This is a genomic window from Chryseobacterium sp. 2987 (genome assembly GCF_031456375.1).
GTDB classification, from domain to species: domain Bacteria; phylum Bacteroidota; class Bacteroidia; order Flavobacteriales; family Weeksellaceae; genus Chryseobacterium; species Chryseobacterium vaccae.
In genome coordinates this window covers 46,132-72,713 of the sequence record NZ_JAVDUN010000009.1, presented here as the reverse complement: position 1 = coordinate 72,713, position 26,582 = coordinate 46,132, and the positions used below count along the sequence as shown (strand labels likewise).

Annotated in this window: 27 protein-coding genes; 17 read left to right on the top strand and 10 right to left on the bottom strand. The window is 36.8% G+C overall.

The window, feature by feature from the left end; translation table 11 throughout:
* Window positions 1-13: 13 nt before the first annotated feature.
* The 4 genes from J2Y40_RS20850 to J2Y40_RS20835 all read left to right on the top strand — a co-directional run bounded on the left by J2Y40_RS20850 (window position 14) and on the right by J2Y40_RS20835 (window position 5,994).
* On the top strand, window positions 14-580 hold the full coding sequence (locus J2Y40_RS20850) for a hypothetical protein (RefSeq protein WP_153395200.1): 567 nt from the start codon (window positions 14-16) through the stop codon (window positions 578-580).
* A 143-nt stretch (window positions 581-723) separates the two neighbouring features.
* Entirely contained in the window at window positions 724-2,058 is a 1,335-nt protein-coding gene (locus J2Y40_RS20845; protein WP_153395198.1) for a trigger factor, read from the top strand.
* A gap of 254 nt (window positions 2,059-2,312) precedes the next feature.
* A complete protein-coding gene (locus J2Y40_RS20840) occupies window positions 2,313-2,999 on the top strand; it encodes a hypothetical protein (protein ID WP_153395196.1) in 687 nt (228 codons plus the stop codon).
* 151 nt (window positions 3,000-3,150) lie between these two features.
* Entirely contained in the window at window positions 3,151-5,994 is a 2,844-nt protein-coding gene (locus J2Y40_RS20835; protein ID WP_153395194.1) for a pitrilysin family protein, read from the top strand.
* 50 nt (window positions 5,995-6,044) lie between these two features.
* Here the strand turns inward: J2Y40_RS20835 and J2Y40_RS20830 are convergent, their stop codons facing one another.
* Both J2Y40_RS20830 and J2Y40_RS20825 read right to left on the bottom strand, forming a co-directional pair.
* Window positions 6,045-6,629 carry a DUF3109 family protein gene (locus tag J2Y40_RS20830; protein ID WP_153395192.1) on the bottom strand — a complete coding sequence of 195 codons (585 nt, stop codon included), beginning with the start codon at window positions 6,627-6,629 and terminating at the stop codon, window positions 6,045-6,047.
* Between the two features lie 5 nt (window positions 6,630-6,634).
* Window positions 6,635-7,540 carry a DUF6427 family protein gene (locus J2Y40_RS20825; RefSeq protein WP_153395191.1) on the bottom strand — a complete coding sequence of 302 codons (906 nt, stop codon included), beginning with the start codon at window positions 7,538-7,540 and terminating at the stop codon, window positions 6,635-6,637.
* A gap of 42 nt (window positions 7,541-7,582) precedes the next feature.
* Between J2Y40_RS20825 and J2Y40_RS20820 the strand changes: the two genes are divergently transcribed.
* Entirely contained in the window at window positions 7,583-7,816 is a 234-nt protein-coding gene (locus J2Y40_RS20820; RefSeq protein WP_153395189.1) for a DUF6341 family protein, read from the top strand.
* Between the two features lie 83 nt (window positions 7,817-7,899).
* Here J2Y40_RS20820 and J2Y40_RS20815 read toward each other — a convergent pair whose 3' ends face one another.
* The 5 genes from J2Y40_RS20815 to J2Y40_RS20795 are packed head-to-tail and all read right to left on the bottom strand — an operon-like array spanning window position 7,900 to window position 10,958.
* Window positions 7,900-8,337: a universal stress protein gene (locus tag J2Y40_RS20815; RefSeq protein ID WP_153395187.1), complete on the bottom strand. Its 438-nt coding sequence runs from the start codon at window positions 8,335-8,337 to the stop codon at window positions 7,900-7,902.
* A gap of 59 nt (window positions 8,338-8,396) precedes the next feature.
* Complete coding sequence (locus J2Y40_RS20810) at window positions 8,397-9,002, bottom strand: fumarylacetoacetate hydrolase family protein (protein ID WP_153395185.1); 606 nt, start codon at window positions 9,000-9,002, stop codon at window positions 8,397-8,399.
* A gap of 45 nt (window positions 9,003-9,047) precedes the next feature.
* Complete coding sequence (locus J2Y40_RS20805) at window positions 9,048-9,446, bottom strand: DUF2007 domain-containing protein (protein ID WP_153395183.1); 399 nt, start codon at window positions 9,444-9,446, stop codon at window positions 9,048-9,050.
* Between the two features lie 5 nt (window positions 9,447-9,451).
* Window positions 9,452-10,216, bottom strand: coding sequence for a 3'-5' exonuclease (locus J2Y40_RS20800; protein ID WP_153395181.1), 765 nt, complete (start codon window positions 10,214-10,216; stop codon window positions 9,452-9,454).
* A gap of 28 nt (window positions 10,217-10,244) precedes the next feature.
* Window positions 10,245-10,958, bottom strand: coding sequence for a phosphatidylcholine/phosphatidylserine synthase (locus tag J2Y40_RS20795; protein ID WP_153395179.1), 714 nt, complete (start codon window positions 10,956-10,958; stop codon window positions 10,245-10,247).
* Window positions 10,959-11,047: 89 nt separating this feature from the next.
* Here J2Y40_RS20795 and J2Y40_RS20790 point away from each other — a divergent pair, with 89 nt between their 5' ends.
* The 9 genes from J2Y40_RS20790 to J2Y40_RS20750 all read left to right on the top strand — a co-directional run bounded on the left by J2Y40_RS20790 (window position 11,048) and on the right by J2Y40_RS20750 (window position 22,270).
* Entirely contained in the window at window positions 11,048-12,976 is a 1,929-nt protein-coding gene (locus J2Y40_RS20790) for an LTA synthase family protein (RefSeq protein ID WP_153395177.1), read from the top strand.
* A gap of 178 nt (window positions 12,977-13,154) precedes the next feature.
* Complete coding sequence (locus J2Y40_RS20785) at window positions 13,155-13,574, top strand: DUF2147 domain-containing protein (protein ID WP_153395175.1); 420 nt, start codon at window positions 13,155-13,157, stop codon at window positions 13,572-13,574.
* A gap of 258 nt (window positions 13,575-13,832) precedes the next feature.
* Window positions 13,833-14,813, top strand: coding sequence for a pyruvate dehydrogenase complex E1 component subunit beta (locus J2Y40_RS20780; RefSeq protein ID WP_153395173.1), 981 nt, complete (start codon window positions 13,833-13,835; stop codon window positions 14,811-14,813).
* Window positions 14,814-14,932: 119 nt separating this feature from the next.
* Window positions 14,933-16,924, top strand: a complete 1,992-nt coding sequence (locus tag J2Y40_RS20775) for a KUP/HAK/KT family potassium transporter (protein WP_153395171.1) — start codon at window positions 14,933-14,935, stop codon at window positions 16,922-16,924.
* A 66-nt stretch (window positions 16,925-16,990) separates the two neighbouring features.
* Window positions 16,991-17,464 carry a Fur family transcriptional regulator gene (locus tag J2Y40_RS20770; protein ID WP_055984478.1) on the top strand — a complete coding sequence of 158 codons (474 nt, stop codon included), beginning with the start codon at window positions 16,991-16,993 and terminating at the stop codon, window positions 17,462-17,464.
* A gap of 3 nt (window positions 17,465-17,467) precedes the next feature.
* Complete coding sequence (locus J2Y40_RS20765; protein ID WP_310001124.1) at window positions 17,468-19,210, top strand: OstA-like protein; 1,743 nt, start codon at window positions 17,468-17,470, stop codon at window positions 19,208-19,210.
* A 419-nt stretch (window positions 19,211-19,629) separates the two neighbouring features.
* A complete protein-coding gene (locus J2Y40_RS20760; protein WP_153399861.1) occupies window positions 19,630-20,805 on the top strand; it encodes an aspartate aminotransferase family protein in 1,176 nt (391 codons plus the stop codon).
* A gap of 190 nt (window positions 20,806-20,995) precedes the next feature.
* Window positions 20,996-21,382: an START-like domain-containing protein gene (locus tag J2Y40_RS20755; protein ID WP_076551122.1), complete on the top strand. Its 387-nt coding sequence runs from the start codon at window positions 20,996-20,998 to the stop codon at window positions 21,380-21,382.
* Between the two features lie 78 nt (window positions 21,383-21,460).
* Window positions 21,461-22,270 (top strand): aminotransferase class IV, encoded by an 810-nt coding sequence (locus J2Y40_RS20750; protein ID WP_153395167.1) that lies wholly within the window; start codon window positions 21,461-21,463, stop codon window positions 22,268-22,270.
* A gap of 84 nt (window positions 22,271-22,354) precedes the next feature.
* Here J2Y40_RS20750 and J2Y40_RS20745 read toward each other — a convergent pair whose 3' ends face one another.
* Window positions 22,355-22,936 carry an N-acetylmuramoyl-L-alanine amidase gene (locus tag J2Y40_RS20745; RefSeq protein ID WP_153395165.1) on the bottom strand — a complete coding sequence of 194 codons (582 nt, stop codon included), beginning with the start codon at window positions 22,934-22,936 and terminating at the stop codon, window positions 22,355-22,357.
* 108 nt (window positions 22,937-23,044) lie between these two features.
* On the bottom strand, window positions 23,045-23,593 hold the full coding sequence (locus tag J2Y40_RS20740; protein ID WP_153395163.1) for a YqgE/AlgH family protein: 549 nt from the start codon (window positions 23,591-23,593) through the stop codon (window positions 23,045-23,047).
* 24 nt (window positions 23,594-23,617) lie between these two features.
* Here J2Y40_RS20740 and pdxH point away from each other — a divergent pair, with 24 nt between their 5' ends.
* Window positions 23,618-24,259 (top strand): pyridoxamine 5'-phosphate oxidase, encoded by a 642-nt coding sequence (gene pdxH / locus J2Y40_RS20735; RefSeq protein ID WP_153395161.1) that lies wholly within the window; start codon window positions 23,618-23,620, stop codon window positions 24,257-24,259.
* Window positions 24,260-24,385: 126 nt separating this feature from the next.
* Here pdxH and J2Y40_RS20730 read toward each other — a convergent pair whose 3' ends face one another.
* Window positions 24,386-24,676 (bottom strand): HU family DNA-binding protein, encoded by a 291-nt coding sequence (locus J2Y40_RS20730; protein ID WP_062702846.1) that lies wholly within the window; start codon window positions 24,674-24,676, stop codon window positions 24,386-24,388.
* A 399-nt stretch (window positions 24,677-25,075) separates the two neighbouring features.
* On the opposite strand from J2Y40_RS20730, the gene panD reads away from it, so the two are divergent.
* Together panD and J2Y40_RS20720 are read left to right on the top strand one after the other, a co-directional pair.
* A complete protein-coding gene (gene panD, locus J2Y40_RS20725; RefSeq protein WP_062702848.1) occupies window positions 25,076-25,426 on the top strand; it encodes an aspartate 1-decarboxylase in 351 nt (116 codons plus the stop codon).
* Between the two features lie 3 nt (window positions 25,427-25,429).
* On the top strand, window positions 25,430-26,458 hold the full coding sequence (locus J2Y40_RS20720; protein ID WP_310001117.1) for a lysylphosphatidylglycerol synthase transmembrane domain-containing protein: 1,029 nt from the start codon (window positions 25,430-25,432) through the stop codon (window positions 26,456-26,458).
* Window positions 26,459-26,582: the final 124 nt, after the last annotated feature.

Below are 26,582 nucleotides of genomic sequence, written 5' to 3'. Positions count from 1 at the left end.
AATTTAAATCAAAATGAAAAAAATATTCAATATAACACTTATACTTTTCGCTGCAGTTCTGTTATTCTCTTGTAGAAATGATGATAACGACAGTATTCCGGAAGATATCCACGAACATGAAGAAATCGAAAAGCTGGTTGTGAAGCTTACGAATAAAAATGATGCGGCAGATATCCAAACTATTAATTATATCGGAGGAGTGGCAGATGCTCATATTCATGCTCATGCCGGTGATGTTTATACGGTAGAACTTGATTTTCAGGTGAAGCATGATGATCATTACCATAGCGCTAACGACGAGATCCTGGAAGAGAAAGACGAACATTTTATCATTTTTAATTTCGCAGGAGCCGATGTTAAAGTGAAAAGAGCCGCAGATGATGTTATAAGAACAGACGGGAAAAGATTAGGGCTTAAAACAGAATGGACTGTGGTAAGTACAACAACCAACGGTAAAGCCAATATCAAACTTATCCATGCACCAACCTCTGTCAATGAAAATTCACCTTCATCCGATAACCAGTTGGGAAGTGTGGTAGGAGGAGAAAGTGATGTAGATGCTTTAATTGATATTCACTAATAAAAACCTTAATATTAAAGTAACCGACCGCTGAATTTTTCAGCGGTTTTTCATTTATAAATATTTGACCGTTAAGAATTTATTATTAATGAGTTATTTTCATAAAAATTTCATATTTTTGCAACCTAAAATTTTAATCAATAATGAAGGTTACCGCACAAAACCATGATGACGTAAGTGCTTTACTTACCGTAACATTGGAAAAATCTGACTACAAAGAAAGAGTAGAAAAGCAATTGATTAATTATGCTAAAAATGCGCAAGTTCCTGGTTTCAGAAAAGGGAAAGTGCCTTTAAGTATGGTTAGAAAACAATATGAAGCAGGTATTGCATTTGAAGAAATCAACAAACAGGTTTCTGACGCTTTGAACAACTACGTTAACGAAAACAAATTAAGACTAGTTGGACAGCCTGTTCCTCAGCCAGTAAACGAATTCGATTACAATGCTGATCAATTGGAAGTTGCTTTTGAAGTTGGATATGAGCCTGAATTCACTATAGATTTAGCGTCATACGAAGCTCCTCACTACAAAGTAGAAGCTTCTGAAAAAGAGATCAACAAAAGCATCGAGAACATGCAGAGACGTTTCGCAGAGCAGGTTCCTCAGGATAAGATCACTAAAGATTCTTACATTGCTTTAGAAGTTTCTCAGGTTGTAGAAGAAGATGCAGAAGGAGAGCACCACCACCATCCAAAGAACGTTACCATTACAGCTGAAAACAAAGAAGCTTTCAAATTGGTAAAAGGATTGAAAATGGACGGATCTGTAAAAGTAACGAAAGAAACTCTTGCAGGAGATGAAGAATTAGCTAAAGAATTAGGATTCAGCAAAGAGGAAGTAGAACATTTACACCACGCTGAAGTGGAAGTAACTGTAAAAGACTTCTATTCACTAAACCTTGCTGAGCTTAATCAGGAACTTTTTGATAAAGTATACGGAGAAGGAAACATCAAGTCTGAAGAAGAACTTAAAGAAAAAGTGAAATCTGAACTGGATGAGTACTTCCAGCAGAATGCAGACGTTCACTTTGTGAATAAAGTATTGGAGCAGGTTACAGACAAAGAAGAAGTAAAACTTCCTGAAACTTTCCTTGTAAAGTGGTTACAGTTCTCTAATCAGAACATCCAGTCTGAAGATCAGGCTAAAGCAATTCTTGAAGCAGAGAAAAACCAGTTAAGATACCAGATCATTGAAGGTAAGTTGATGACTGACAATGAAATTCAGTTAGATTATGCTGATGTATTGGCTCAGGCTGAGCAATTGGTAAGAAATCAGCTGGCAATCTACGGAATTCACCACTTAGGAGATGAAGAAATCCAGAAATATGCTGTTGAAATGTTGAAAGATCAGGAGCAGGTAAGACAAATTTCTTCTGAAGTAGCTATGGCTAAACTAAAAGACGTTATCCTTGAGAAAGCAGGTAAAAAAGAAACTGTAATCTCTCACGATGAGTTTTTAGAAGAACTTAAGAAATAATATTTCTTGATATAAATATTTCAAAACCGCCAGTTATGGCGGTTTTTTTGTTTAAACAGACCATCCTGTTAAAGTTAGTTAATCATATTTCAACAACAATCTGAATTTGGAAGTTAATGACAAGGCCCATCTTCCTGCATCAATCTCCCATCCATAAAGTATTTGCCAATATTCAGCCCTGAGGATAATTTCTTTTATTGATTTTATTTTCTCCAATATTCATATATTTACACTTTAAACTTATTATCATTATTATGAAAAAGATTATCATTCCGTTTTTCTGTGCCGTACTTTTTTCGGTTCCGGCAGCGGCTCAAAAGAAAAGTGCAGCTCCTGCTAAGACGGAAGTTGCAAAATCACAATTAACACCTAAAGATGTTTTGGATAAATATTTCAACGCTTTGGGTGGTAAAAATAAATTAGAAGCTGTAAAGTCTATTACCATTGAAAATACGATGAGTACCCAAGGGATGGAAATTGCAATGACTACCCAAAAATCAGGAAATAAATTCAAATCTGTACAGTCTGTAATGGGCCAGTCTATGACTCAGGTTTTTGATGGTGAAAAAGGATATGTAGATCAGATGGGGCAGAAAATGGATCTTCCGGCAGACCAGATTCCAGCTTTGAAAAAAGGAGGTCCGGTTGAAGCATTAGCTTTTGAAGAGGCGGATTTTAAATCAGCTTCAGTAGAAAAACTAGATGGTAAAGATTATAATGTTTTGGTTTCTGATAAAGGAAAATCATACTTTGATGCCTCTACAGGACTTTTATATAAAGTAGGATCTGAGCAGGGAGGTATGACTATTAAAAGCTATATGACTGTTGATGGATTAAAATTCCCATCAGAAGTAGACTTTGAAGGAAACGGGCAGAAAGCAACGATTAAAACTACCAAGATTACTCTTAATCCGGTAATCAATGATAGTGAATTCAAATAAAAAATTGATTTTTTTAATAACAAAGCCGGGAAAGTACCCGGCTTTTTGCTGGATTTTTAATTTTAACTCAAATTTAACTATAATCCGGATTTTAGCATTTCTTTACGTGGTGAATAATTGATACTTTTGGCTCAAAATAAAATCAAATAACATGAAGAGAATTTTATCGTCATTTGCGGTGGTCGTTCTGATGTCCTCAAATGTTTTCGGGCAGAATATCCCTGTGGATCCTTCTGTAAGAATCGGTACCCTTTCCAACGGAATGAAGTACTACATCAAAAAAAACACATTACCTGAAAAGAAAGTAGATTTCCGTCTGGCTATCAATGCCGGATCTATTCTTGAAGATGAAAACCAGAGAGGTCTTGCTCACTTTATGGAGCACATGAACTTCAACGGAACCAAAAATTTTCCGGACAATAAATTAGTGGACTTTCTGCAGTCTATAGGAGTGAAGTTCGGGCAGCACCTTAATGCGTACACTAGTTTTGATGAAACTGTTTATATGCTTCCTGTTCCTCTAGATAAGCCGGGAAATCTGGATGCAGGTCTGAAAGTAATGGAAGACTGGGCCTTTAATGCAACACTTTCCGATGAGCAGATCAATAAGGAAAGAGGGGTTGTTTTAGAGGAATTGAGATTAGGTCTTGGCGCTGATAAAAGAATGTCAGATAAATATCTTCCTAAGCTTTTATATAAATCCCAATATGCAGACAGACTGCCGATCGGTAAAAAGGAAGTGCTGGAAAACTTTAAACCGGATGTCATCAGAAAATTCCATCAGGATTGGTACAGACCAGATCTTATGGCTCTTGTAGTGGTTGGAGATATCAATGTGGATGAAGTGGAGAAAAAGGTAAAGGAGAATTTCGGAAAATATAAAAATCCTTCCAAGCCGAGAGAAAGAAAAGTATTTGACCTTCCTAACCATAAAGAAACACTGGTAGCGATTGAAACTGATCCTGATGCAACCAATTCTATGGTTCAGTTTATTATGAAAGATGCTGAAGCGTATAAGCCGGATGTAACGATCCAGCAGTACAATCAAAGTATTATAGAAAATCTTTCTACAACCATGCTGAACAACAGATTGAGAGAGCTTATTAACTCAAATAATCCGCCTTTCACGTTTGGTTCCGTATATCACGGAGGAACATACGCAAGAACTAAAGAAGCTTTACAGGGATTTGCTATGGTGAAAGAAGGAAATCAGCTTAGTGCGCTTAAAGTTCTATTGGAAGAAGTGGAAAGAGCAAAAAGGTTCGGGTTTACACAAACTGAACTTGACCGTGCAAAGGCGCAGGTTTTATCCAACCTTGAAAGATCTTACAACAACCGTGACAAAACGGAAAGTGATATGCTGGTAGATGAGTATGTAAGAAACTTCCTGGAGCAGGAGCCTATGCCTGGAATTGCCTGGGAATATGAAGATACAAAATCATTCCTTCCTTCCGTTACTTTGGCACAGACCAACGATGTCATCAAGAAAATGGTTAAGGATGACAGCAGGGTAATCGTGATAACAGGTCCTAAAAAAGATAATGTAACAATGCCTACCGAAGCAATGGTACTGAATACCTTTGAAGCGGTGAAAATGGCCGACCTTAAACCTTACGAAGAGAAAGCAACCATCAAAAATCTGGTAAAACCTTTCAAATCTGAAGGAAAAATTGCAAAAACGGAAACGGATGCAAAACTGGGAACAACAACCTGGACGTTAAGCAACGGTGCAAAAGTGACTTTCAAGAAAACAGATTTCAAAGATGACGAAATTGTATTCTCAGCAAGAAGTTTAGGAGGAAGCTCTTTAATTTCGGATGCTGATTTCAATAAAACACAATTTGCTTTCTCTGCATTATCAGAAGCAGGAGTAGGAGGCCTTTCCAAAGCAGATCTTACCAATTATCTTGCAGGAAAGCAGGTTGGTGTAAACCCAATGATTACCCCTCTTTTTGAAGGGATTTCAGGAAGATCTTCACAAAAGGATCTGGGAACAGCAATGGAGCTTATGTATGCCTATTTCACAGATTTAAACTTCAACCCGGCAGCATTCAATGCTTATAAAGAAAAACAGGCAGCCATGCTGAATAACCTTCTGTCTAATCCTCAGTTCTATTTCTCAAGCGAACATGCTAAATTCATGAATCAGAAGAACCCTAGATTTATCGGAGTGGTTCCAATGGAAAAAGAATGGGCGAATACAGACTATAAAAAGGCATACGATATTTACAAAGAGAAATTTGCCAATGCCGGTAACTTCCAGTTCTATTTCGTAGGAAATATTGACGAAGCTAAATTCAAAAATGAAGTATTGCAGTATATTGCAAGTCTTCCTTCCGCAGGAAAAACAACCTCATTCAAAGATACAGGCTACAGACAGATGACGGGTGATTTTACCAAAGTATACAAAAAAGGAAAAGACCCTAAGAGTATGGTAACGATTTCTTACAGTGGAGAAGCTCCTTACAATGAGAAAGAAGCTTTGGCTTTATCTGCTCTTGGAGAAGTGGCAACCATTAAAGTAATTGAGAAGCTTAGAGAAGATGAAAGCGGTATCTACGGCGGAGGAGCCAGAGGAGGAATGAACAAAGTTCCATACAGTACCTACAGCTTCAGTATCAGCTTTCCTTGCGGACCTGAAAATGCTGACAAATTAACGAAAAGTGCTATTGCAGAACTTCAGAAACTGATTGATAAAGGTCCTGAGCAGAAAGATCTTGACAAATACAAAGAAGGAGAGTACAATGATAATAAGACAGATCTTAAAGACAATATGTACTGGATGAGTGCTTTGTCTAAAAATCAGTTGGACGGAAGCGATAAATACGACATCCTGAACTATCAGGACAAAGTAAAAGCCCTTACCGTAAAAGATCTTCAGGATGTGGCGAAAAAATATCTTTCTAAAGGAAGAATTACAGCAACACTAATGCCGGAAGACGGATGGGAAAATGCTAAAAAAGAAGAAGCTAAAAAAGTAGGTGCAGCCAACTAAAAGCTTTTATTTATATAAGAAAACCGCAGATCACTCTGCGGTTTTTTATTTTATGAACCATATTCTTTTTTCCATTCATCGGCAGCTTCACTTAAAACTTCGTAAAACGCTTCACCGTATTTTCTGGTCAGCGGAGTTTTCAGAAATTTGTAAACAGGTACCTGAAGTTCTTTTCCAAGCGTACAGGCATCGCTGCAGACATTCCATTCGTGATAGTTTAGAGCCGTAAAAGTGGAATATTCTGTAATACGGATCGGATAGAGGTGGCATGAGATAGGCTTTTGCCAGTCTACAGCTCCGTCTTCATACGCTTTTTCAATTCCACATTTTGTAATTCCCTTTTCATCAAAGGTTACATAAGCACATTCGCGGTCTTCCACCATTGGGGTAACATACATTCCGTCCATAGGATCAGTAGTCCATGTACCTTGTTCTTCAAGGGCTTTAATGCCTTCCGGAGTAAGATAGGGCTTGATTTTGTCAAAGATGCTGTCTAAAATTTCAAGTTCATCTTTGTCCAGTGGAGCACCTACATCTCCTTCCACACAGCATGCACCTTTACATTTCGTAAGGTTGCAAACAAATTCTTCGGAAAAAATATCCTCAGAAATCAATTTATCGTCTATCTGAATCATAATCTTTAAAATAAATCAAAATATGTACCTGCTTTGAATGTGATAAGGCTGATTATAATCAGCCACAGACTCACTTCCTGCATCCAGTACTTAGGTAAAAATCTCATCATTCTGCTCAGGATAATACTGGAGGGAAATGCCAGCAGCAGAAGATATTCATAACTTTTATTCATATACAGAATAATGGTGATCAGCTGAGCCACGGAAAAAACCAGCAGGAAAGTGTATTTGTAGCGGCTTATCGGGCTTTTCTTATTATAGTTGGTAAAATGGTCATATACAGCATATATAAGCATCAGGGCAACCGGAAGAAGCGGAATCAGCTCACTATAGTCAGTCATGGGTTTCATTTTTCCAAACGGAAAATAATCGATATTCCATGAAGTAAAGCGGAAAAAGAACATAATTGAAAAATAGCTGAATGCAATCAGAATGATTCCCAGAAGAAATCTGAAAAGATTCAGTGCAATTCTTTGAGAGGTAGCAATCACATGAATAATAACAAAAACAGCCATAGGCCAGGTGGTTGGCAGGAAAATAAAGTTCAAAGCAACAATAGATCCTACCAGAACATAAGATTTCTTTCTGATATCTTCATCCGTACTGGTCAGAAGAAGGATGAGAAATGAATTGGTAAGCAATGAAACGGCAATGCCGATGTCCAGATTTCCAGGATACAGCCCGAAAATAAAAATTGTATATAAAAATAAGGGCAGATGAGTTTGATAATTCAGAGCAATGCTGTGAAAACAAAAATATCCTAAAGCAATTCCCAGAAAAGTAATTCCGGCAATTATAGCTTCATAAGTATTGAAATTCAGTATGTTAAATATTAATACTACTAAAAGAAGGCAGCCAATATAAACAGGAATTGAAAAAATATTGCTTTCTTTTGAAAGTAATTTAAACATTTTTTATAAATTTGTACAAAGTTAATTTAAAAAAGGAAAATAATGACGTCTTTCTGGTTATTCTTAAGTAAAGTTTTCAAATGGTCTTTCGGTTTTTATGATACATTTGGAAATGTTCTGAACTGGATTTTATTTATCGTTTGCTGTGTATTGTTCACGTATTGGTGCTATGTCCTGGTTGCAAAACTAGGTGGCGATAAAGATAAAGACTACTATTCTCCAACGGAGGGCAAGAACCCTTACTACGATCCGAAAATCTACAAAAAAGAAGGTTAATTAATTGGTTATATAGTAAAAAACCGATTGGAAGATTGTTTCCGATCGGTTTTTTTATTAACGATTAAATTTATTTGTATTCTCTAGTCATGAATAGGGAGTACCAGCACCGGAACAGGAGAATCTTTGGTAAGACCTTTTGTAAGGCTTCCTACGAATACATCGTAGATTCCGCTTCTTCCGTGTGATCCCATCACAATGTAATCTGCATTTTTTGCTTTAGCATATTCCAGGATTGTTTCTTTGGCAAGTCCCTGCTTCAAAAGGTGCTCACAGTCTATATCGTGAGCAATGATGCGCTGTTCTATTTTATTCAGCTGTACCAGCTCTTCTCTGATCTCGTTTTGCTCCACCTCAGGAAAATATTGATATCCCATATCACCAATGGCAAAACCAATATCGGACGGTGCTACGTGAATAAGGAAAATTCTGCCGTTCAGCTGTTTTGCAAATTTTACGGCACCTTCTACAAGTTGTTCTGTTTTATCCCCAAAATCTACGGGTAATACAATATTTATCATGACCTCTAATTTTGTTACCTAAAGATAGGAAAAAATTGTCGGAATTTATGTTAAATAAGTTATAATATTCGGATATCAAGAATTTTATCATCTTTCAGATACGCTTCCAGAATATCATTTTCATTCACTTTTCCAACTCCTTTTGGTGTTCCTGTAAAGATCAGGTCACCTACTCTTAAAGTAAAATACTGGGAAACGAAAGCTATAATATCATCAAAACTGAACATCATATCTTTTGTATTGCCATCCTGAACTTTACTTTTATTCTGTAATAAAGAAAACTCAAGGTTCTGAAGATCAAAGTTTTCTTTTTTGAAGAAATTTCCGACAACAGCAGATCCGTCAAAACCTTTAGCCAGTTCCCAGGGAAGTCCTTTGGATTTAAGCTCGTTCTGAAGATCTCTTGCCGTAAAATCTATTCCAAGGCTGATTTCTTCATAATGTTTGTTTGCAGAATCTTTCTGGATATATTTTCCGCCTTTTGAAACCTTCAGAACCACTTCCAGCTCATAATGGATATCTTCTGAAAATTCAGGAATATAAAAATCATTTCCTTTTAATACGGCAGTGTCAGGCTTCATGAAAATAACCGGTTTCTCAGGAATTTCATTTCCCAGTTCCTTTGCATGTTCGCTGTAATTTCTTCCTATACAGATAATTTTCATAATTCTTTTTATTTTAATGATAGAATAGTGATATACTGAGAATTGTTAGTGTATGAATTCGTTACCGCAATGATAGCAGACAAATTTCTGGCTCTTCAGGATGGAGATCCCAAAAAAGCTGGTTGCCCTGTCATCTCTGTAAATATGGTTAGAACCACATTTGGGGCATACAAAATCAAATTCAGGATTTACAATGGTATGTTCAGCTTCCAGTGAAAACGCTTCATTGTCTTTATACTCTTGCAGGATCTGTTTTGCTTTTTCCAGATCTTCTTCAAATACCTGAAGCTGGATGCCGCCTACAGCCTGAGACAGGAGCCAGTCCGACTGAATAAGCTGCTCGTTGGCAATGAAACTGTTGACCCCGTTTTCAGCAAGGATCTGTTTGTCCCTGTTGGCTTCCAGAGCAGTTTCATAGAATTTAAAACGGACAAGTTCTGACATTTTGTTTAGGATTTACCAGTCAATTGAATCTTTGTGAATACTTTCTTAGTATACAGAGGAAAGTCTGCATTCTGAAGCCATCCGAAATATCCAAGATCTTTTTGGAAAACAGCCTTTACACCCTGTCCTTTATATTTTCCGAAGTTGAAAACTTCCACCATTTTATCATTGTATCCGATAAATCCTGCCAGATCTGCATTCTTATTGTGGAATGTAAATTCACTTAAAGGAGCAATCTCATTCGGAATATCATCATATTTTCCCACCTGTGCATCCAGTACTTCAAAAGTAGCCATTACATCAGCTTCCGCAGAGTGTGCATTTTCCAAGGTTTTGCCACAATAGAACTGGTAGGCAGCCCCTAAATTTCTCGGTTCTTTTTTGTGGAAAATGGTCTGGGCATCTACCAGTCTGAATTTACTCAGATCAAAATCAATACCCACTCTTAAAAGCTCTTCAGCCAGAAGAGGAACGTCAAAACGGTTAGAATTAAAGCCTCCTAAGTCAGTTCCTGCAAGCATTTCCATAATTTTGGGAGCAATTTCTCTGAAGGTTGGAGCATCTTTTACATCTTCATCATAAATTCCGTGGATTTCACTGGATTCTTTTGGAATAAGCATCTCAGGGTTTACACGCCAGGTTTTGCTTTCTCTGGACGCATCAGGATTTACTTTTAATATGCAGATTTCTACAATTCTGTCTTTTCCGATGTTGGTTCCTGTGGTTTCAAGATCAAAAATGCAAAGAGGTTTATGGAGTTTTAAATTCATGTTGATGATTAATAATTTGAAAATGTGTTTATTTTAACTGTCCCTGAAAAATGAGTGATACCAATATATAATAAATCACAAGCATCGGGATTCCTACAATCTGGAAAAAAGCCAGAATAGCAATACCGCCTGCCAGTAATATTACCTTTGGATAATTATCTTTTAATGTTTTGGATTTAAATTTCATCGCCATCATTTTTATAGGACTGATTAAAAGCCATGAAGTAATTATGGTCAGTGCTATCAGAAATAATTCGTTCTCAAATAAGAAGCTGAAGTTTCCTGTTTCTTTGAAGGCATAATACAACCCAAATAATAAAACAGTATTGGTAGGAGTGTTGAGGCCTTTAAAATAATAACGCTGCTCTTCATCCAGATTAAAAATAGCCAGTCTGAGGCATGAAAAAACGGTAACCAAAAGCCCGATGTATTTAATCTCAAAAGGGAAATGCATTCCCAGAAGCTCGCTTCCGAAAGGTTCCAGTGCTTTAAACATGGTAAGCCCCGGAATCAGCCCAAAGCTGATCATATCAGCAAGAGAATCCAGTTGAAGCCCCAGATTAGAATTAGATTTTACAGCTCTGGCTACAAATCCATCAAAAAAATCAAAGATAGAAGAGAGGATCAGGCAGATGGCAGTGGTCTGGTAATCTCCCAGAATAAGATGTATTGCCCCTATACAGCCTGCCAGCAGATTAGCAAGCGTCAGTAAGTTGGCAAGATTATTTTTTATGAAATTCATATCCGCAAAAATACAGTTTTTCCAAATTTTATCCTGAAATATTATGCAGGAAAAAATACATTCATATGATTTTGATGTAAATTTGCCGAATGAAATTTTTTAAAGAATTTAGAAAACAAGAAGTTCTGGTCCTTTTGTACCGGATTTTCTTAGCATATGTTTTTTATCAGATTGCAAGGCTTTTGTTTTGGTATTTCAATAAGGAGCTCATAAAAGTGGATTCCGTTTCAGATTATTTCAACCTGGCCTTTCATGGAACCGCCTTTGATACCACAGCGATTTTATACGTTAACGCTTTATTCATCCTGCTGAGCCTTATTCCGATAGTGATTAATACAAAAAAAGTGTATCAGACTGTTTTATTCTGGTTGTACTTTGTCACCAATGGAATTGCCTACGCCATGAACTTCGGTGATTTTGTTTATTATAAGTTTTCACAGGCAAGATTAACTTCTACAGCGCTGAATGTTGCCCAGCACGAATCCAATATTTTTAAAGTTTTCACGGTTTCCATTGGGCAGCATCCGTTTGTTTTGATATGGTTTATTGTTCTGATGGCGCTTTGGGTGTTCCTTTATAAAAAAGTGAAGATCACAGAGTATAAACCTTTAAAACTCATTCCATACTTTATCTGGTCTATCCTTGTTCTCTGCGGAACAGCTGTTTTAGTAGTTGGCGGAATCCGGGGAGATTTCAAACACAGTACAAGACCTATTAACCTGGTAGATGCCAACCGTTTTGTTGTCAATCCGCTGCAGGGGAATATTGTTCTGAACAGTACATTTTCATTTTTCAGAACATTAGGAACCAATAATTTCAAAGAAGTTCATTTTGTAGATCAAAAATATATTGATGACCATGTTCAGCCTTATAAAGAATACAGCAGGGAAGTAGAAAACCGCCCCAATGTTGTTATTTTTATTGTTGAATCTTTTGGAAGGGAATATTCCGGGGCATTCAATAAAGATAAAAATATAAATGGCTATGTTTCTTACACCCCGTTTATCGACAGTCTGGCTGGACAAAGTCTTATTTTTCCTAATACTTTTGCCAATGGAAGACAGTCTATTCATGGGATGAGCAGCGTGCTGGCCGGAATTCCAAGTCTTACCGATGCTTTTACCAGCTCACCGTATTCCAATCAGAAAATTCAGTCTATTGTTTCAGTGTGTAATGATCTTGGATATGATACTTCTTTTTATCATGGAGCTCCGAACGGTTCCATGGGATTCCTGGGATTTGGAAATATCTTAGGGTTTAAACATTATTTCGGAAAGAATGAATACAACCATGATGAAGATTTCGATGGAATGTGGGCAATATGGGATGAACCATTTCTTCAGTATTTTGCTAAAAATGTAGGAAAAAAACAGCCTTTCATGAGTACAGTATTTACCGCTTCATCGCATCATCCTTTCAAAATTCCTGAAAAGTACCAGGGGAAATTCAAAAAAGGAACGATAGAAATGCATGAGCCGATACAATACACGGATTATGCCATCAAAGAATACTTTGAAACCGCCAAAAAGCAGCCATGGTTCAATAATACTATTTTTGTTTTTACCGGAGACCATACCAACCAGATTGCTTATGGTGAATATGAAAAAGCCATGAACCGTTTTGCAGTACCGTTGATTTTCTATTCTCCTAATCCAAAGTATAACCTTAAAGGAGTGAGCCCGGAAATAGCACAGCAGATTGATATTTATCCTACACTGGCAGACCTTATAGGTTACAATAAACGTATCAGAAGCTGGGGGAGAAGCCTGGTAAGTGATAAAAAATATCCATCACTTGTCGTAAACTCAGATGGAACTACAGAACAGTTCATCATTGGAAACTATATGTACCGTTTTAACGGAAAAGAAATCATAGGAGTATATGATAAAGCAGATCTTGGGTTTGAGAAAAATCTGATGGGAAAAATAAACAGTCCGGAAATAGAAACAGGGAAAAAGACCGCAATGGCCTGGTATCAGGATTATATGGACAGAGTAATCAACAGAAAACTGAATTAAGTAAAAAAGTAGCAATATAGGAAGAGCAATAAAGAAATTACAGATCACCCTTTTGCTTATTTTGCCCTTTCTTAATATGCTCCGTATAATAAAATTTTTTGCAGGTTGGAAATTAATTTATATTTTTATCAATAGATAGGCAATAAAGCCAATATATCAGAATTAAAACTATAGAAATATGAAAAAATTATTAGCAACCTTTGTACTTTCATTGTTCAGCGTAATGTCTTTTGCGCAGATAGAAGGTAAATGGAAGACCATAGATGATGAAACCAAACAGGCAAAATCTATTGTTGAAATCTTTAAAAAATCAGACGGGAAATACTACGGAAAAGTTTCCCAACTGCTTATAAAACCTGCGGATCCAAACTGTAGCGCTTGTAAAGATGACAGAAAAGGAAAGCCAATCGTAGGACTTGAAATTATCAGAGGTCTGAAAAAAGACGGTGATGAATTTACAGGAGGAACCATTACAGATCCTAAAACAGGAAAAACATACAAGTGTACCATTACCAAAAATGGCGAAAAGCTTAATGTAAGAGGATATCTTGGAATGTCGGTATTTGGAAGAACACAGACCTGGGACAAAGCAAACTAATCAAGTTTAAATAGAATTTAAAAACGGCATTTCAGCAATGAAATACCGTTTTTTTATCTAATTTGATTTTCTGATGACTTTCAATATGTAAAACTAAAAGCAACTTCCGGTCTTTTCTTTTATATTTAAACTTCTTAACCCGAACTCAGGTTCGCTAAATACAATGAATATTAAAGCATCTCATCCAATGAGATGCCTTTTTTGTTATGTGTATAATAAAAAAACACTATTTTTGTAGTCTAAATTTTTCAAGAAAATATGGCAGAATATACTTTTCGTGAGGTAATTGCACAGGCAATGAGCGAGGAAATGCGTAAAGACGAATCTATCTATCTGATGGGAGAAGAAGTTGCAGAATACAATGGTGCATACAAAGCTTCAAAAGGAATGCTGGATGAATTTGGTCCTAAAAGAGTAATCGATACCCCAATTGCAGAACTTGGATTTACAGGGATCTCTGTGGGAGCTGCAATGAATGGTAACAGACCTATCGTAGAATTTATGACCTTTAATTTCTCATTGGTAGGAATTGATCAGATTATCAATAATGCAGCGAAGATCCGTCAGATGAGTGGTGGACAATGGAACTGCCCAATTGTTTTCCGTGGCCCTACTGCTTCTGCAGGACAGCTTGGAGCAACTCACTCTCAGGCTTTTGAAGGCTGGTTTGCTAACTGTCCAGGACTTAAAGTTGTTGTTCCTTCCAACCCATATGATGCAAAAGGATTATTGAAAACTGCAATTCAGGATAATGATCCGGTTATTTTCATGGAATCTGAACAGATGTATGGAGATAAAATGGAAATCCCTGAAGAAGAATACTACCTTCCAATAGGAAAAGCTGATATCAAGAGAGAAGGGACAGATGTAACATTAGTTTCTTTCGGTAAAATTATGAAGCTGGCTTTACAGGCTGCTGAAGATATGGCTAAAGAAGGTATTTCTGTAGAAGTTATTGACCTTAGAACAGTTCGTCCGCTTGATTTCGATACCATCTTAGAATCAGTTAAAAAGACAAACAGACTGGTAATTCTTGAGGAAGCATGGCCTTTCGGTTCAATATCCTCTGAAATTACTTATATGGTACAACAGAAAGCATTTGACTATCTTGATGCACCTATAAAGAGAATTACTACCCCTGACGCACCTGCGCCTTATTCAGCTGCATTGTTTGCAGAATGGTTCCCTAAACTTGAAAAAGTAAAAGAGGAAATTAAAAAAGCGATGTACGTAAAGTAAAGATAATAGAGAAAAACTTCCGAAAGGAAGTTTTTTCATTTATTATATTCATGAAGAAAAATTCTTGGCGTCATAAAATTAGTATAAATTTGCGCTTTTAAAAATTAAAATTGGCTGATATGGCAGAAGTTACAGAGGGCGGTCATCACTTTGACCTTAAGAAACTCTCATTTGTAGGTGTTATAGTATCTCTAGGGATTGTTTTCGGGGATATTGGTACCTCGCCGCTTTACGTAATGAAGGCGATCGTTAACGCAAGAAAAGACGGGGCCGCTATGCCGTTCGATGAGTATATTGAAGGAGCATTGTCCTGTATTATCTGGACCCTTACCCTGCAGACGACCCTGAAATATGTAATCATTGCCTTAAGGGCAGACAACAAGGGAGAAGGAGGAATTCTTGCTTTGTATTCATTAGTCAAAAAACTGAAGAAAAAATGGCTCTATGTCGTCGCCATTATTGGAGCCTCCACATTGGTAGCAGATAGTGTTATTACGCCGTCTCTTACCGTAATGTCGGCCATTGAAGGTCTTAAAATATACAATCCGGAAACCCCTGTAGTGCTCATTACACTGGTAATCCTGTTTGTAATCTTTGTGGTACAGCAGTTCGGGACGGCTTCTATTGGTAAATTCTTTGGACCGATTATGGTAACCTGGTTCCTGGTTTTGGGAGTTTCCGGATCACTGCATATCTTCGATCATATTGAAATTCTGAGAGCTTTCAACCCAATGTATGCCTATAACCTGATCACCCACTCATCAAGCGCAATTGTGATTATGGGAGCTGTTTTCCTCTGTACAACAGGGGCCGAAGCGTTATACTCAGATTTGGGACACTGCGGAGCAAAAAATATCAGAATAAGCTGGATTTTTGTTAAAATAATGCTTATACTGAACTATTTAGGACAAGGCTCATGGTTGTTAGATAATTACCATCAGGTACATAATGGAGTTAATCCTTTTTTCGGAATCATGCCTGAATGGGCGGTTCTTCCGAGTGTTATATTGGCAACAGCGGCTGCAATTATTGCCAGCCAGGCCGTAATCACAGGTTCATTTACCATGTTCTCTGAAGCAATGTCCATTTCTTTCTGGCCCAACCAGCATATCGAATATCCTTCAGGGATTAAAGGACAGATGTATATTCCAAGAATTAACTGGGGGCTAATGGCTTTCTGTTTTGTAGTTGTAATTTTCTTCCAGAAATCAGAACGTATGGAAGCCGCTTATGGTCTTACCATTACCATTACCATGTTGATGACGACTATTCTGCTCCTGTTCTGGCTGAGCCGTACCAGAGTCAATAAGATTTTTATCTTAGGTTTTGCTATTGTATATCTGTTCCTTGAATCAGGGTTCTTCTATGCCAATGTGATCAAATTTGTAGACGGAGGGTGGCTGACTATGGTATTAGGAGGATTTATAGCAGTCTGTATGTATGCATGGTACAACGGCCGATTGATTAAAGCGAACTTTATTCAGTATGTAAAAATTGATAAATACGTATCGATTCTGAAAGACATGAAACTGGATGAGTCTATCCCGAAATATGCTACCAATCTGGCCTACCTGAGCAGAGCTAAAAGAAACGATGAAGTAGAATCAAAAATTATCTATTCCATCATCAAAAAACAGCCTAAAAGAGCTGATCATTACTTTATTTTAAGTATTGTCAATCAGGAAGATCCATATACTTTCAAATATACGGTGGATGAAATCCTTCCGGGAACTGTGTATAAAGTGAATTTCCTTTTAGGATTTAAAGTAGACCGAAGAATCAATGACTACTTTAATATGGTTCTTAAAGACCTGATGGCCGATGGAACCATTCCTTCAAGAAGCAGCCATCCGTCATTAAGGGCTCATAATGTTCCGCCGGATCTGAAATATGTTATTATAGATAATACATATATCAACGATATACTTTTAACAGTTAAACAGAAGATTACCCTGAATATTTACAACTTCGTGAAATACATCGGAAGTGATGACTTTAAAGCATGGGGAGTATCTTCCCACAACGTTGAAGTGGAGTCTGCACCAATTACAGAGCTGACCGTTTACGACAATAAAATAGAACAATCAGGATTCTTCCGTCACAACTCTTAATCCCGGCGTATTAAACCATAAGGTCTATTTAAATAAAAATCAATAAATTTGTAGATAATTTTTTTGATGGATACAGTACAAAAAGAAAAAAATATTGCTTTGATCAAGGATGTTTTAAGAAACTACTTATTAGAAAAAGGGTTTAGAAACACTCCTGAACGATATACGATATTAGAAGAGATTTATAATATGGATCATCACTTCAATGTTGATGATCTGTATCTTCTGATGATGCAGAAAAAATATCATGTTTCTAAAGCAACGATTTACAATACTATTGAGATTTTCCTTGATGCCGGTTTAATCCGTAAGCATCAATTTGGAGAAAAGACATTGACCTCTTCATCTTATGAAAAGTCTTATTTTGATAAGCAGCATGACCACCTGGTGATCTACAAAAAAGACTCTGATAAAGAAATTGAAGAAATTATAGAATTCTGCGACCCAAGAATCCAGGGAATAAAAGAAGCAATTGAAGATGCATTTGGCGTAAAAATTGATTCGCATTCGCTGTATTTTTATGGTACTAAGAATGATTAATCAATGAGAATATTCCTTTTCCTGTTAATTTTTATTTCTGCGCTCGCTTCCGCACAGGACACTAAGCCTGTGAAAAGAGATCCGTATCTTCAGCCGGCTGCAGGGGCACCACGTCAGCAACCACAAAAACCTGAAGATAAAATAAAGATCATTCATGCAGATGAGATCAAAAAAAATCCCGAAAAATATGATGGAAACCAGTATTTCGTTGGCAATGTTCAGATTGAACATCAGGGATCCATTCTTACAGCGGATGAACTGATCATTTATGAGAAAGAAAATTTTGTAAAAGCAATCGGAAATACCAAACTCCAGAATACCGACGGATCAGTGATCACTGCAGGAGAAATGGAATATGACGGCAATACCCAGAAAGGTATTGCTAGGAAAAACGTAGTTCTTACCGATCCGAAACAAACCATAAAAACCGATATTCTGTATTATGACAGAATTTCCAATCAGGCTTACTTCAATACCGGAGGAACCATTTCTGATGGAAAGAATGTAACCTATACCAAGTCAGCGACTTATTTTCTCACTACAAAACTGGTTGATCTTACAGGAAATGTAAAGATAGATACTCCTCAGTATATCATAGAAGGAGCTAATATCAAACAGAATCAAAATACAAAAGTGGCTGATTTTATAGGACCAACCACCATTACCAACAGAGCCAATCCTAAAAACAGAATTTATACAGAAAAAGGGACCTATAAAATGGAAACTAAAGAAGCTTTCCTGTATAAAAATTCGAAAATCTTTTATAACGATAAAATCCTTACCGGGGACGATATGTATTATAATCAGATCACTGGTTTCGGAAAAGCAACAGGGAATGTAACCTTAGACGATCCTCTGGAAAAAAGGTATATGAAAGGAGGTTATGGTGAAGTTTTTGAAAAGAAAGATTCTGCCATGATGACCAAAAGTCCTTATGCTGTAAAGATTATGGAAAAAGATTCCATCTACTTTGCCGCTGAAAAGATTATTTCTTACCAAAAACCTGATTCTGCAGATATAAAAATCAAGAAAAACTTCTTAAGAGCTTATAGAAAAGGAAGAATATATAAGTCCAATGCACAAGGAAGAGCAGATTCCATTGCCTTCAATGAGACTGATGGAATTATGCACATGTACACCAAACCTATTTTATGGAGCGGCGAGAAGCAGGTAACGGGGGATAAGATTGAAGCTTATTTCAATACAAAAACAGAAGACTTAGACTCACTTAAAGTAATCGGAAATGCTTTCGCAATAAGCAAAGTTGACTCCCTGAATCTGAAAGATGAATTCAACCAGGTAAAAGGGAAGTTTATGACTGTTTACTATGAGCATAACAATATCAAAGAGGCTCGTGTAGTTGGAAATGCCCAGGCCATTGCGTATGCAGATGATGTTGATCAGGAAACCCAGAAACCCCGAAGAATCGGAATTACCCTTTCAACCTGCGGAATTATCGGAGCTTTATTTGAAGAAACAGGATTGCAGGTTATTTCATGCAGTATCGGAGCCAATTCAGATACCTATCCAATGAGTATGATAGAACCTGAAAAAAGAAAATTTCCGGATTTCAACTGGAATACCAAAGACCGGATAAGAAAATGGCAGGACATCCTTGTAGACTCTCCGAATTACGAGGAAATAAAATATGTGGCAGAAAATGACCTTTATAATCAGGCTCAGGAAGCCGTAGAGAAAGAAAGGGCAAAAGAAGAAGCCAAGAAACCGAAAAGAGTTAGAAAATAAACAAAAGACCAGCGTACGACTGGTCTTTTTTATGCCTAGTTGTCACTAATTAAAAAACACCACAAAATCCGTGTAATCTGAGCAATCTGTGGGAAATATTTAACCACAAAAGATTCAACCCTTTAGTCTCAATACGTTTAAAAGCTTACTGCATAAAAGAACACCTTAGTTTTTAGAAATCTAAGATTTCTGTTTATGACAGAATAAAAGATCTGCTCAATCTGCAGAATCTGCGAAAATATATATAATCTGCAGTATTTATACAATAGAGGTGGACTTTAGTCCGCCTAAATAATTAAAAAAATCAACAGTTTTTATCAATCACAAAAAAGAATATCATCATCTATCTTTTTGCCCCATTAATTTGAGCATCTAATGAATGTTTTATAGCTTTGCTGAAATTTTTCGAGACAATGGAAATGCAAAAGGATTTTTTTACATATCAGGCACAAACCACTCAATTTGCGGCAGGTTTTGAAGTTGAAAAAGCAGAAGGATGCTACATTTATGGAACAGACGGAAAGAAATATCTGGACTTTGTGGCAGGAGTTTCAGCCAATACCTTGGGACATTCGCATCCTAAAGTGATAAACGCAATCAAAGAGCAGGCCGATAAATATCTTCATGTCATGGTGTATGGAGAGTATGCTCAGGAAAAGCCTGTTGAATTGTGTAAGCTGCTTGCAGAAGCAACACCGGATCCTTTAGAAATTACTTATCTGGTAAACAGTGGAGCAGAAGCTATAGATGGTAGTCTTAAACTGGCAAAACGATATACAGGAAGAGAAGAAATTGTTTCTTTTAAGAATTCCTATCACGGAAATACCCACGGTGCATTAAGTGTATCAGGAAATGAATTCCATAAAAGAGAATTCCGGCCTTTATTACCGATGATCAGCTTTATTGAGTTCAATAATGAAGATGATTTTGATAAGATCACAGAAAAAACAGCCTGTGTGATTCTGGAAACAATTCAGGGAGCAGCGGGATTTCTGGTGCCGGCAGAGGATTATCTCATCAAACTGAAAAAGAGATGCGAAGAAGTTGGAGCCCTTCTTATTTTAGATGAAATTCAGCCGGGCTTCGGAAGAACCGGAAAACTTTTTTCTTTTGAGCATTTCGGAATCGTTCCTGATATTCTTGTAATGGGAAAAGGAATGGGAGGAGGAGTACCAGTAGGAGCTTTCATGAGCTCTAAAAGAATTATGGAAACTCTGTCACACTCACCGAAGTTAGGGCATATTACCACTTTTGGAGGAAACCCTCTGATCGCAGCAGCAAGCCACGCTACTTTAAAGGAAGTACTGGAAAGTGGTCTTATGGAAGAAACTGCAGAAAAAGAAAAACTATTCAGAGAACTTCTGGTTCATCCGAAAATTAAAAATATCAACGGAAAAGGATTGATGCTGGCTGTCAATCTGGGAAGTCCGGAATACACGCTGGAAACGGCAAAAAAATGTATGGAAAAAGGACTTATTGTCTTCTGGCAGCTGTACCGAAATGAATACCTGAGAATTTCACCTCCGCTTACTATTTCGATGGATGAAATCAGACAGGGTTGTCAGATTATTCTGGATGTTTTAAATGAAAATTAAATAAAAAATCTCTTCGGTCCGGAGAGATTTTTTTATGCTCAGCATTATAGTTTTTATCCCTGAAAATGAAGTCTGTTACAGATTTTTGATCTCTGATAAATATCATGCAGATTATGTAAAAAAGTAATGGCTTTTTTGTGTAATAAAAAAATTAATTTATATATTGCGGGACGATAAAAACAAAGATTATATGGCGAAACATAAAGTCCATTACGAATTTCCAATGCATTGTTTATCAGAGATTTTATATGAATATCTGGCAACTGCAGAGGGATTATCTGAATGGTTTGCGGATGAGGTAACTGAGAAAGGCGATGATTTCTTTTTTAGCTGGGGCGGAGGGCCTGCCGAAAAGGCTACTTTGATCAGATATAAGCCTGAAGGTTTCGTCCGTTTCAGATGGGAAGAAGATGAAGGAACGAAGAACTTTTTTGAAATGACCATCATTATAGATGACATTACAGAAGATCTAGCTTTAAATATCACCGATTTCTGTGAAGAAGGAGATGAAGAAGAAAACGCAATGTACTGGGAAAATCTGATAGAAAACCTTAGAATAAAACTAGGTGCGGCGTAATCCGGATACTGGTAAAATGGTAAAACTGATGAACGATTTATCGTTCATTATTTTTTTATAAATAAATCACATCAAAAATTGGAAAATCAATATTTTACATCAGACGAATTAAATGTAAAGAACAGAGCGTTTCTGATGGGAGACGCAGTGAAGGTTTCTTTCTTTGTGAGAAACGGAGAACTTATCATGGATGAAGAATGCTATTTTTTCCTGATGGCTTCCATGAGAAAGATGAGAATGAATATTCCCCTGACCTATACTCTGGAATTTTTTCAAACCCTTTTTTACAAAGATATTATAGAAGGGAAAGGAATTCAAAACGGGATTATTAATTTTCAGGTATTCAGAAATAATGATGAAATAACGCTGGCAAAATCTTCAGTTTCTTATTTTTATGAAGTGACAGAAGTAGCAGATGTTCTTTCTGTTCAGCAAAGACTTTTAGAGCTGGATCTGATTAAAGAAATCAATGTCAATAACAATCTATTGAGTAATATCCGGGTACACTGCCCTGAAAATATCTACGGTGGAATTTATGCCCAGGAAAATGATCTTGACGATGTTATCCTGCTTAACCCTAATAAAAGAATTGCCCGTACCACATCAGGAAACCTTTTATTTCTGGAGGGAAACGTGATTAAGGTGCCGAAACAGACAGAAGGAGCTTACATCTCTCCTTTTATGGAAAATTTTGTAACCTTCCTGCACAAAAATAATCTGGCAGATATTCAGGAACATGAAATTATAGCGTTTGAATCCCAGAAAGCCGAAGAGATTTTAATGATCTCCGATGAAAAAGGTATATTTTCTGTAGGTAAAATAAGAAATAAAACTTTTGAAAACAGCCGTTTTCTGGAAATGGTAGAAAGCTGGAAAAAAAGTTTTTAAAAATTGACAAACCCGGTAAACAACAAAAGTTCCACAGTCCTTTACCGGGTTTTATTCTGAATAAATCAGAAATTGTATTTTTATTTAGTATTCGCTGATGATTTCAGTGAATTTCTGAGCGATTTCTTTTTGTCCTTTTTCGCTGGTGATATACTCTCTGTCTTTGGTATTATTGATAAATCCAAGTTCTACCAATACCGCAGGAGCTTTTGTTTCCCGTAAAATGTGAAGATTACGCTCTTCAACCTTACGGACATCAAATTTTTCGGATATCTTTTTAGCCAGCTGTTTTGAGTTGTCAGTATTCTGAACAAAAACTTCGGTCCCCTGATCAGGAGATTCCTTTTGAGGACTTCCGTTAACGTGCAGGGAAATCACAATTTCAGGATTAAGTTTGTTGATCAGTGCTGTTCTGTCAGAAAGAGATGGATAGGTATCAGAATCCCTGGTAAGAATTACTTCATACTGATTCTGGCCATCATTAAACTTTTTGATTTCTTTCGCGATATTCATGGTGATATCTTTCTCGGCAATATTTCCGTGAACAACACCATTATCATTTCCGCCATGCCCGGCATCAATAACAATAACCTTTTTATTAACCGGAGTAAAAGATAAGAATGCCGCGGAAAATGCTGATAAAGTAAGTAGTTTAATCCCTCTCATTTTCAGTGATTTTTGGTTTTTCAAATAACGGAAATTCTTTCTTTAAAATTGGTTAACGTAATCTTAAAATTTGTTAATGTTTTTAAGGTGTAGTGAATAGGAATACAGTTAGTTAAGAGAAATGTCTTCGGGAGAGTTGGCCCAAAGCAGATATTCGCCGCCCAGGTTCTGCATAATTGATTTCCATAAGGTCTGATCATTGGGTAGTGTGTAGTCTAGATTATATACATCCACAACAGTCCACATCTTTCTCTGGATCTCCTTATCCAACTGGTCTGCAGCCCATCCGGAATATCCTGAGAAAATCTTTACATCATCAATGCTCAGTTCTTTGTTGAGGACTGCACTGATGATATTTTCAATGTCTTCTGTTAAATAGAAATCATCGGTGATCTCAGAATAGATCTCTGTTACTTTTTTGCCTTTTACGATAAAAAATACTTTGTCATTTTCTACCGGCCCGCCGTCATATACCTCTATTTTGAAATCAAAGAAATTGTTGAATTTATTACTCATCTGGTTGTTCCTTTTATTTAATATCAAACCAAATGCACCGCCTTCGTTATGTTCAATGATCAGAACCACCGATCTGGAAAAAATATCGCCGGAAATGTCAGGGGTGGAGATTAATATTTTACCTTTGTATGAGTAATTCATACTCAAATTTAATAAAAAATATTTATGGAAAACCTGCACGACAAAAGAAAAGTGTATGAGAAATCCCAACTTATTGAAAGTGAGATAAAACAAAATCCTATTGAGCAGTTCAGAGACTGGTTTTTAGAGGCCAGCGAGAGTGCTGTGATCTCTGAAGCCAATGCTATGGCTGTTTCCACTGTAGAAGAAGACGGATGCCCGAGAACCAGAATGGTGCTGCTTAAAGCGTATACCCATGAAGGATTTATTTTCTATACCAATTACAGCAGCAGAAAAGGAAAAGCCATAGAAAAGAATCACAAGGCCTGTCTGCATTTCTTCTGGCCGAACCTTGAAAGACAGATCATCATCAAAGCTGATCTTGAAAAAATAGCTGGGAACCTCAGTGATGGATATTTTCATTCAAGGCCGAAAGGAAGCCAGCTTGGAGCAGCCGTTTCACCACAGAGCGAGGTCATTCCAAATCGTGAATTTCTTGAAGAAAAATTGAAAGAACTGGAAAAACAATACGAAAACACCGAAGTTCCAAGACCTGAAAACTGGGGCGGATACCTTGCAAAACCTTATGAAATTGAATTCTGGCAGGGAAGACCCAATCGCCTCCATGACCGGATTATTTATCAACTGGAAGATCTGGACTGGAAAATCTCCAGATTGGCCCCGTAATAAATTATGAAATTAATTTGATGTAATTAATCGCATAGCCAGGCAAGGTATATATAAAATTAAAACTATTTGCTATAAAAAAGACCGCTTCTTGGAAGCGGTCTTTGAATTTTGTAATCTGAATGATTATTTTTTCTTAGCACCAGAAACTGCATTAGATAGATCAGCTCCAGCTTTGAATTTAGCAACTTTTTTAGCCGCAATTTTGATTGGTTTCTTAGTTGCAGGGTTGATACCTTGTCTAGCCGCTCTCTCAGCTACTGAGAAAGTTCCGAATCCTACTAAAGAAACTTTTCCGTCTTTTTTCTTTAAAGTAGTCGTTACGTTAGAAATAAAAGATTCTAAAGCAGCTTTAGCTGCAACTTTAGTGATTCCTGCATCTTTTGCGATTGCGTCGATTAATTCAGACTTGTTCATAATTTTTAATATTAAAGTTAGTTCGTAATTATAGCAAATATAATACTATTTTCTATTTGTGCAATTTTTTTATTAAAACTTATATAATTTTTTTGCTTTTTGGTGAAAATAGTCAAAATATGATAATTTGGTTTTTCACGGAAAACCTGCGTTACGGGTCACTAAAATCATGCCAAATGCTTATGTGCATTGACTTTAGCAAAAAATTAATATTACTTTCTGTATTTATTAAATCCTAAATTGCATGTAGACTATTAATTTTTTTTATCATATGTTTGATAATTTATCAAGCAATATTCAAAAAACTTATATAATTTGAAATTAAACCCCTGTGTTTGTGGGACTTTTAAAATGATTACAAAAGCTCGATTTATGAATTTTTATTAATAAATTTGCAGTATGTTAATAGAAGTTTTCAAGTCTAAGATCCATAGGGTGAGGGTTACTGCCTCAGACCTTAATTATATTGGAAGTATAACGATTGATGAAGATCTTATTGATGCTGCCGGTCTGGTAGTAGGAGAAAGGGTCTATATTGTCAACGTAAATAACGGGGAGCGCTTTGATACCTATGTGATCAAAGGAAAAAGAAAATCAGGAGAGGTATGTCTGAACGGTCCTGCCGCCAGAAAAGTACAGAAAGATGATATCATCATCATCATTGCTTATGCACAGATGTCTCCTGAAGAAGCAAAAACTTTCCAGCCGAAGATCGTTTTCCCGGATGAAAAAACAAATCTGTTGACGTAATCTATGGAGAAAAAATCAAAAAATCCATTAAAATCCATACTAACAATAGTAATATCGCTTGCTTTTGCAGGCTTTTTTTTATGGCTGGCCCTAAAAGGGCTTGACTTCAAAGTGATTCAGAAATCGCTGGCAAAAGCCAATTATCTTTGGGTGCTGTTTGCTTCCGTTTTCGGGATTTTAGCTTACTGGTTCAGGGCAATCCGATGGAATCTGATGCTTGAACCCATGGGACACCGGATTTCCAATTCCAATTCTCTCTGGTCAATATCATTTGGTTATCTCATGAATCTTACCATTCCAAGAAGCGGGGAGCTTGCGAGGGCTACTGCCTTGTACGGTGTGGAAAAAGTTCCGGTAGATAAATCTTTCGGAACAATTATTCTGGAAAGAGTGGTAGATCTTGCCTGCATGCTTGGTTTCCTGGGATTAACATTGTTATTTAAATACGATGCCATCCTGTCTTTTTATAAGAATTCAGGAATCAATATTAACCCTAACAAGATTTTACTGGTCCTTCTAATCCTGACAGCAGGAACGGTTCTGTTCTTTGTATTTAAAAAGAAGCTGGCCGGAATACCGTTTTTAGGAAAGATCGTGAATTTTATCGATGGTATCTTTCAGGGGCTGGCAACTATTTTTAAGTTGAAACAGAAAGTAAAATTCATACTTTATACTTTAGGAATCTGGATTTCGTATTATTTTGCGGCCTATCTGGTATGTTTTGCCCTTCCTGAAACCTCGGATTTTACTATTGCTGACGGGTTTTTCATTATTGTTGTAGGAACTTTGGGGATGATCATTCCTGCCAGCGGCGGTATTGGAGCATTTAATTTGGCGATGAAGTACGGATTTATGGCTTTGTTCATTTCAGTAGGGAAAAGTGCAGATCTGGGTGGTGAAATGGGACTTACCTATTCATTTATCTCACTTCCGCTTCAGATTACGATCATGCTGGTAATGGGGCTTATATCCATTCCTATGCTGGCAAAGGCAAGAAATAATGCTGTTTCCGATAAAGAATTTAAAGATTAATATTACTACTATTATATTTTAATAATGAGTCCGGTTGAGAAACCGGACTTTTTTATGTTTTTACACTCCGAAAAATAAAACTTTATCCGGTTTATCCTGTAACATTTATTTTTTTATGTATAAA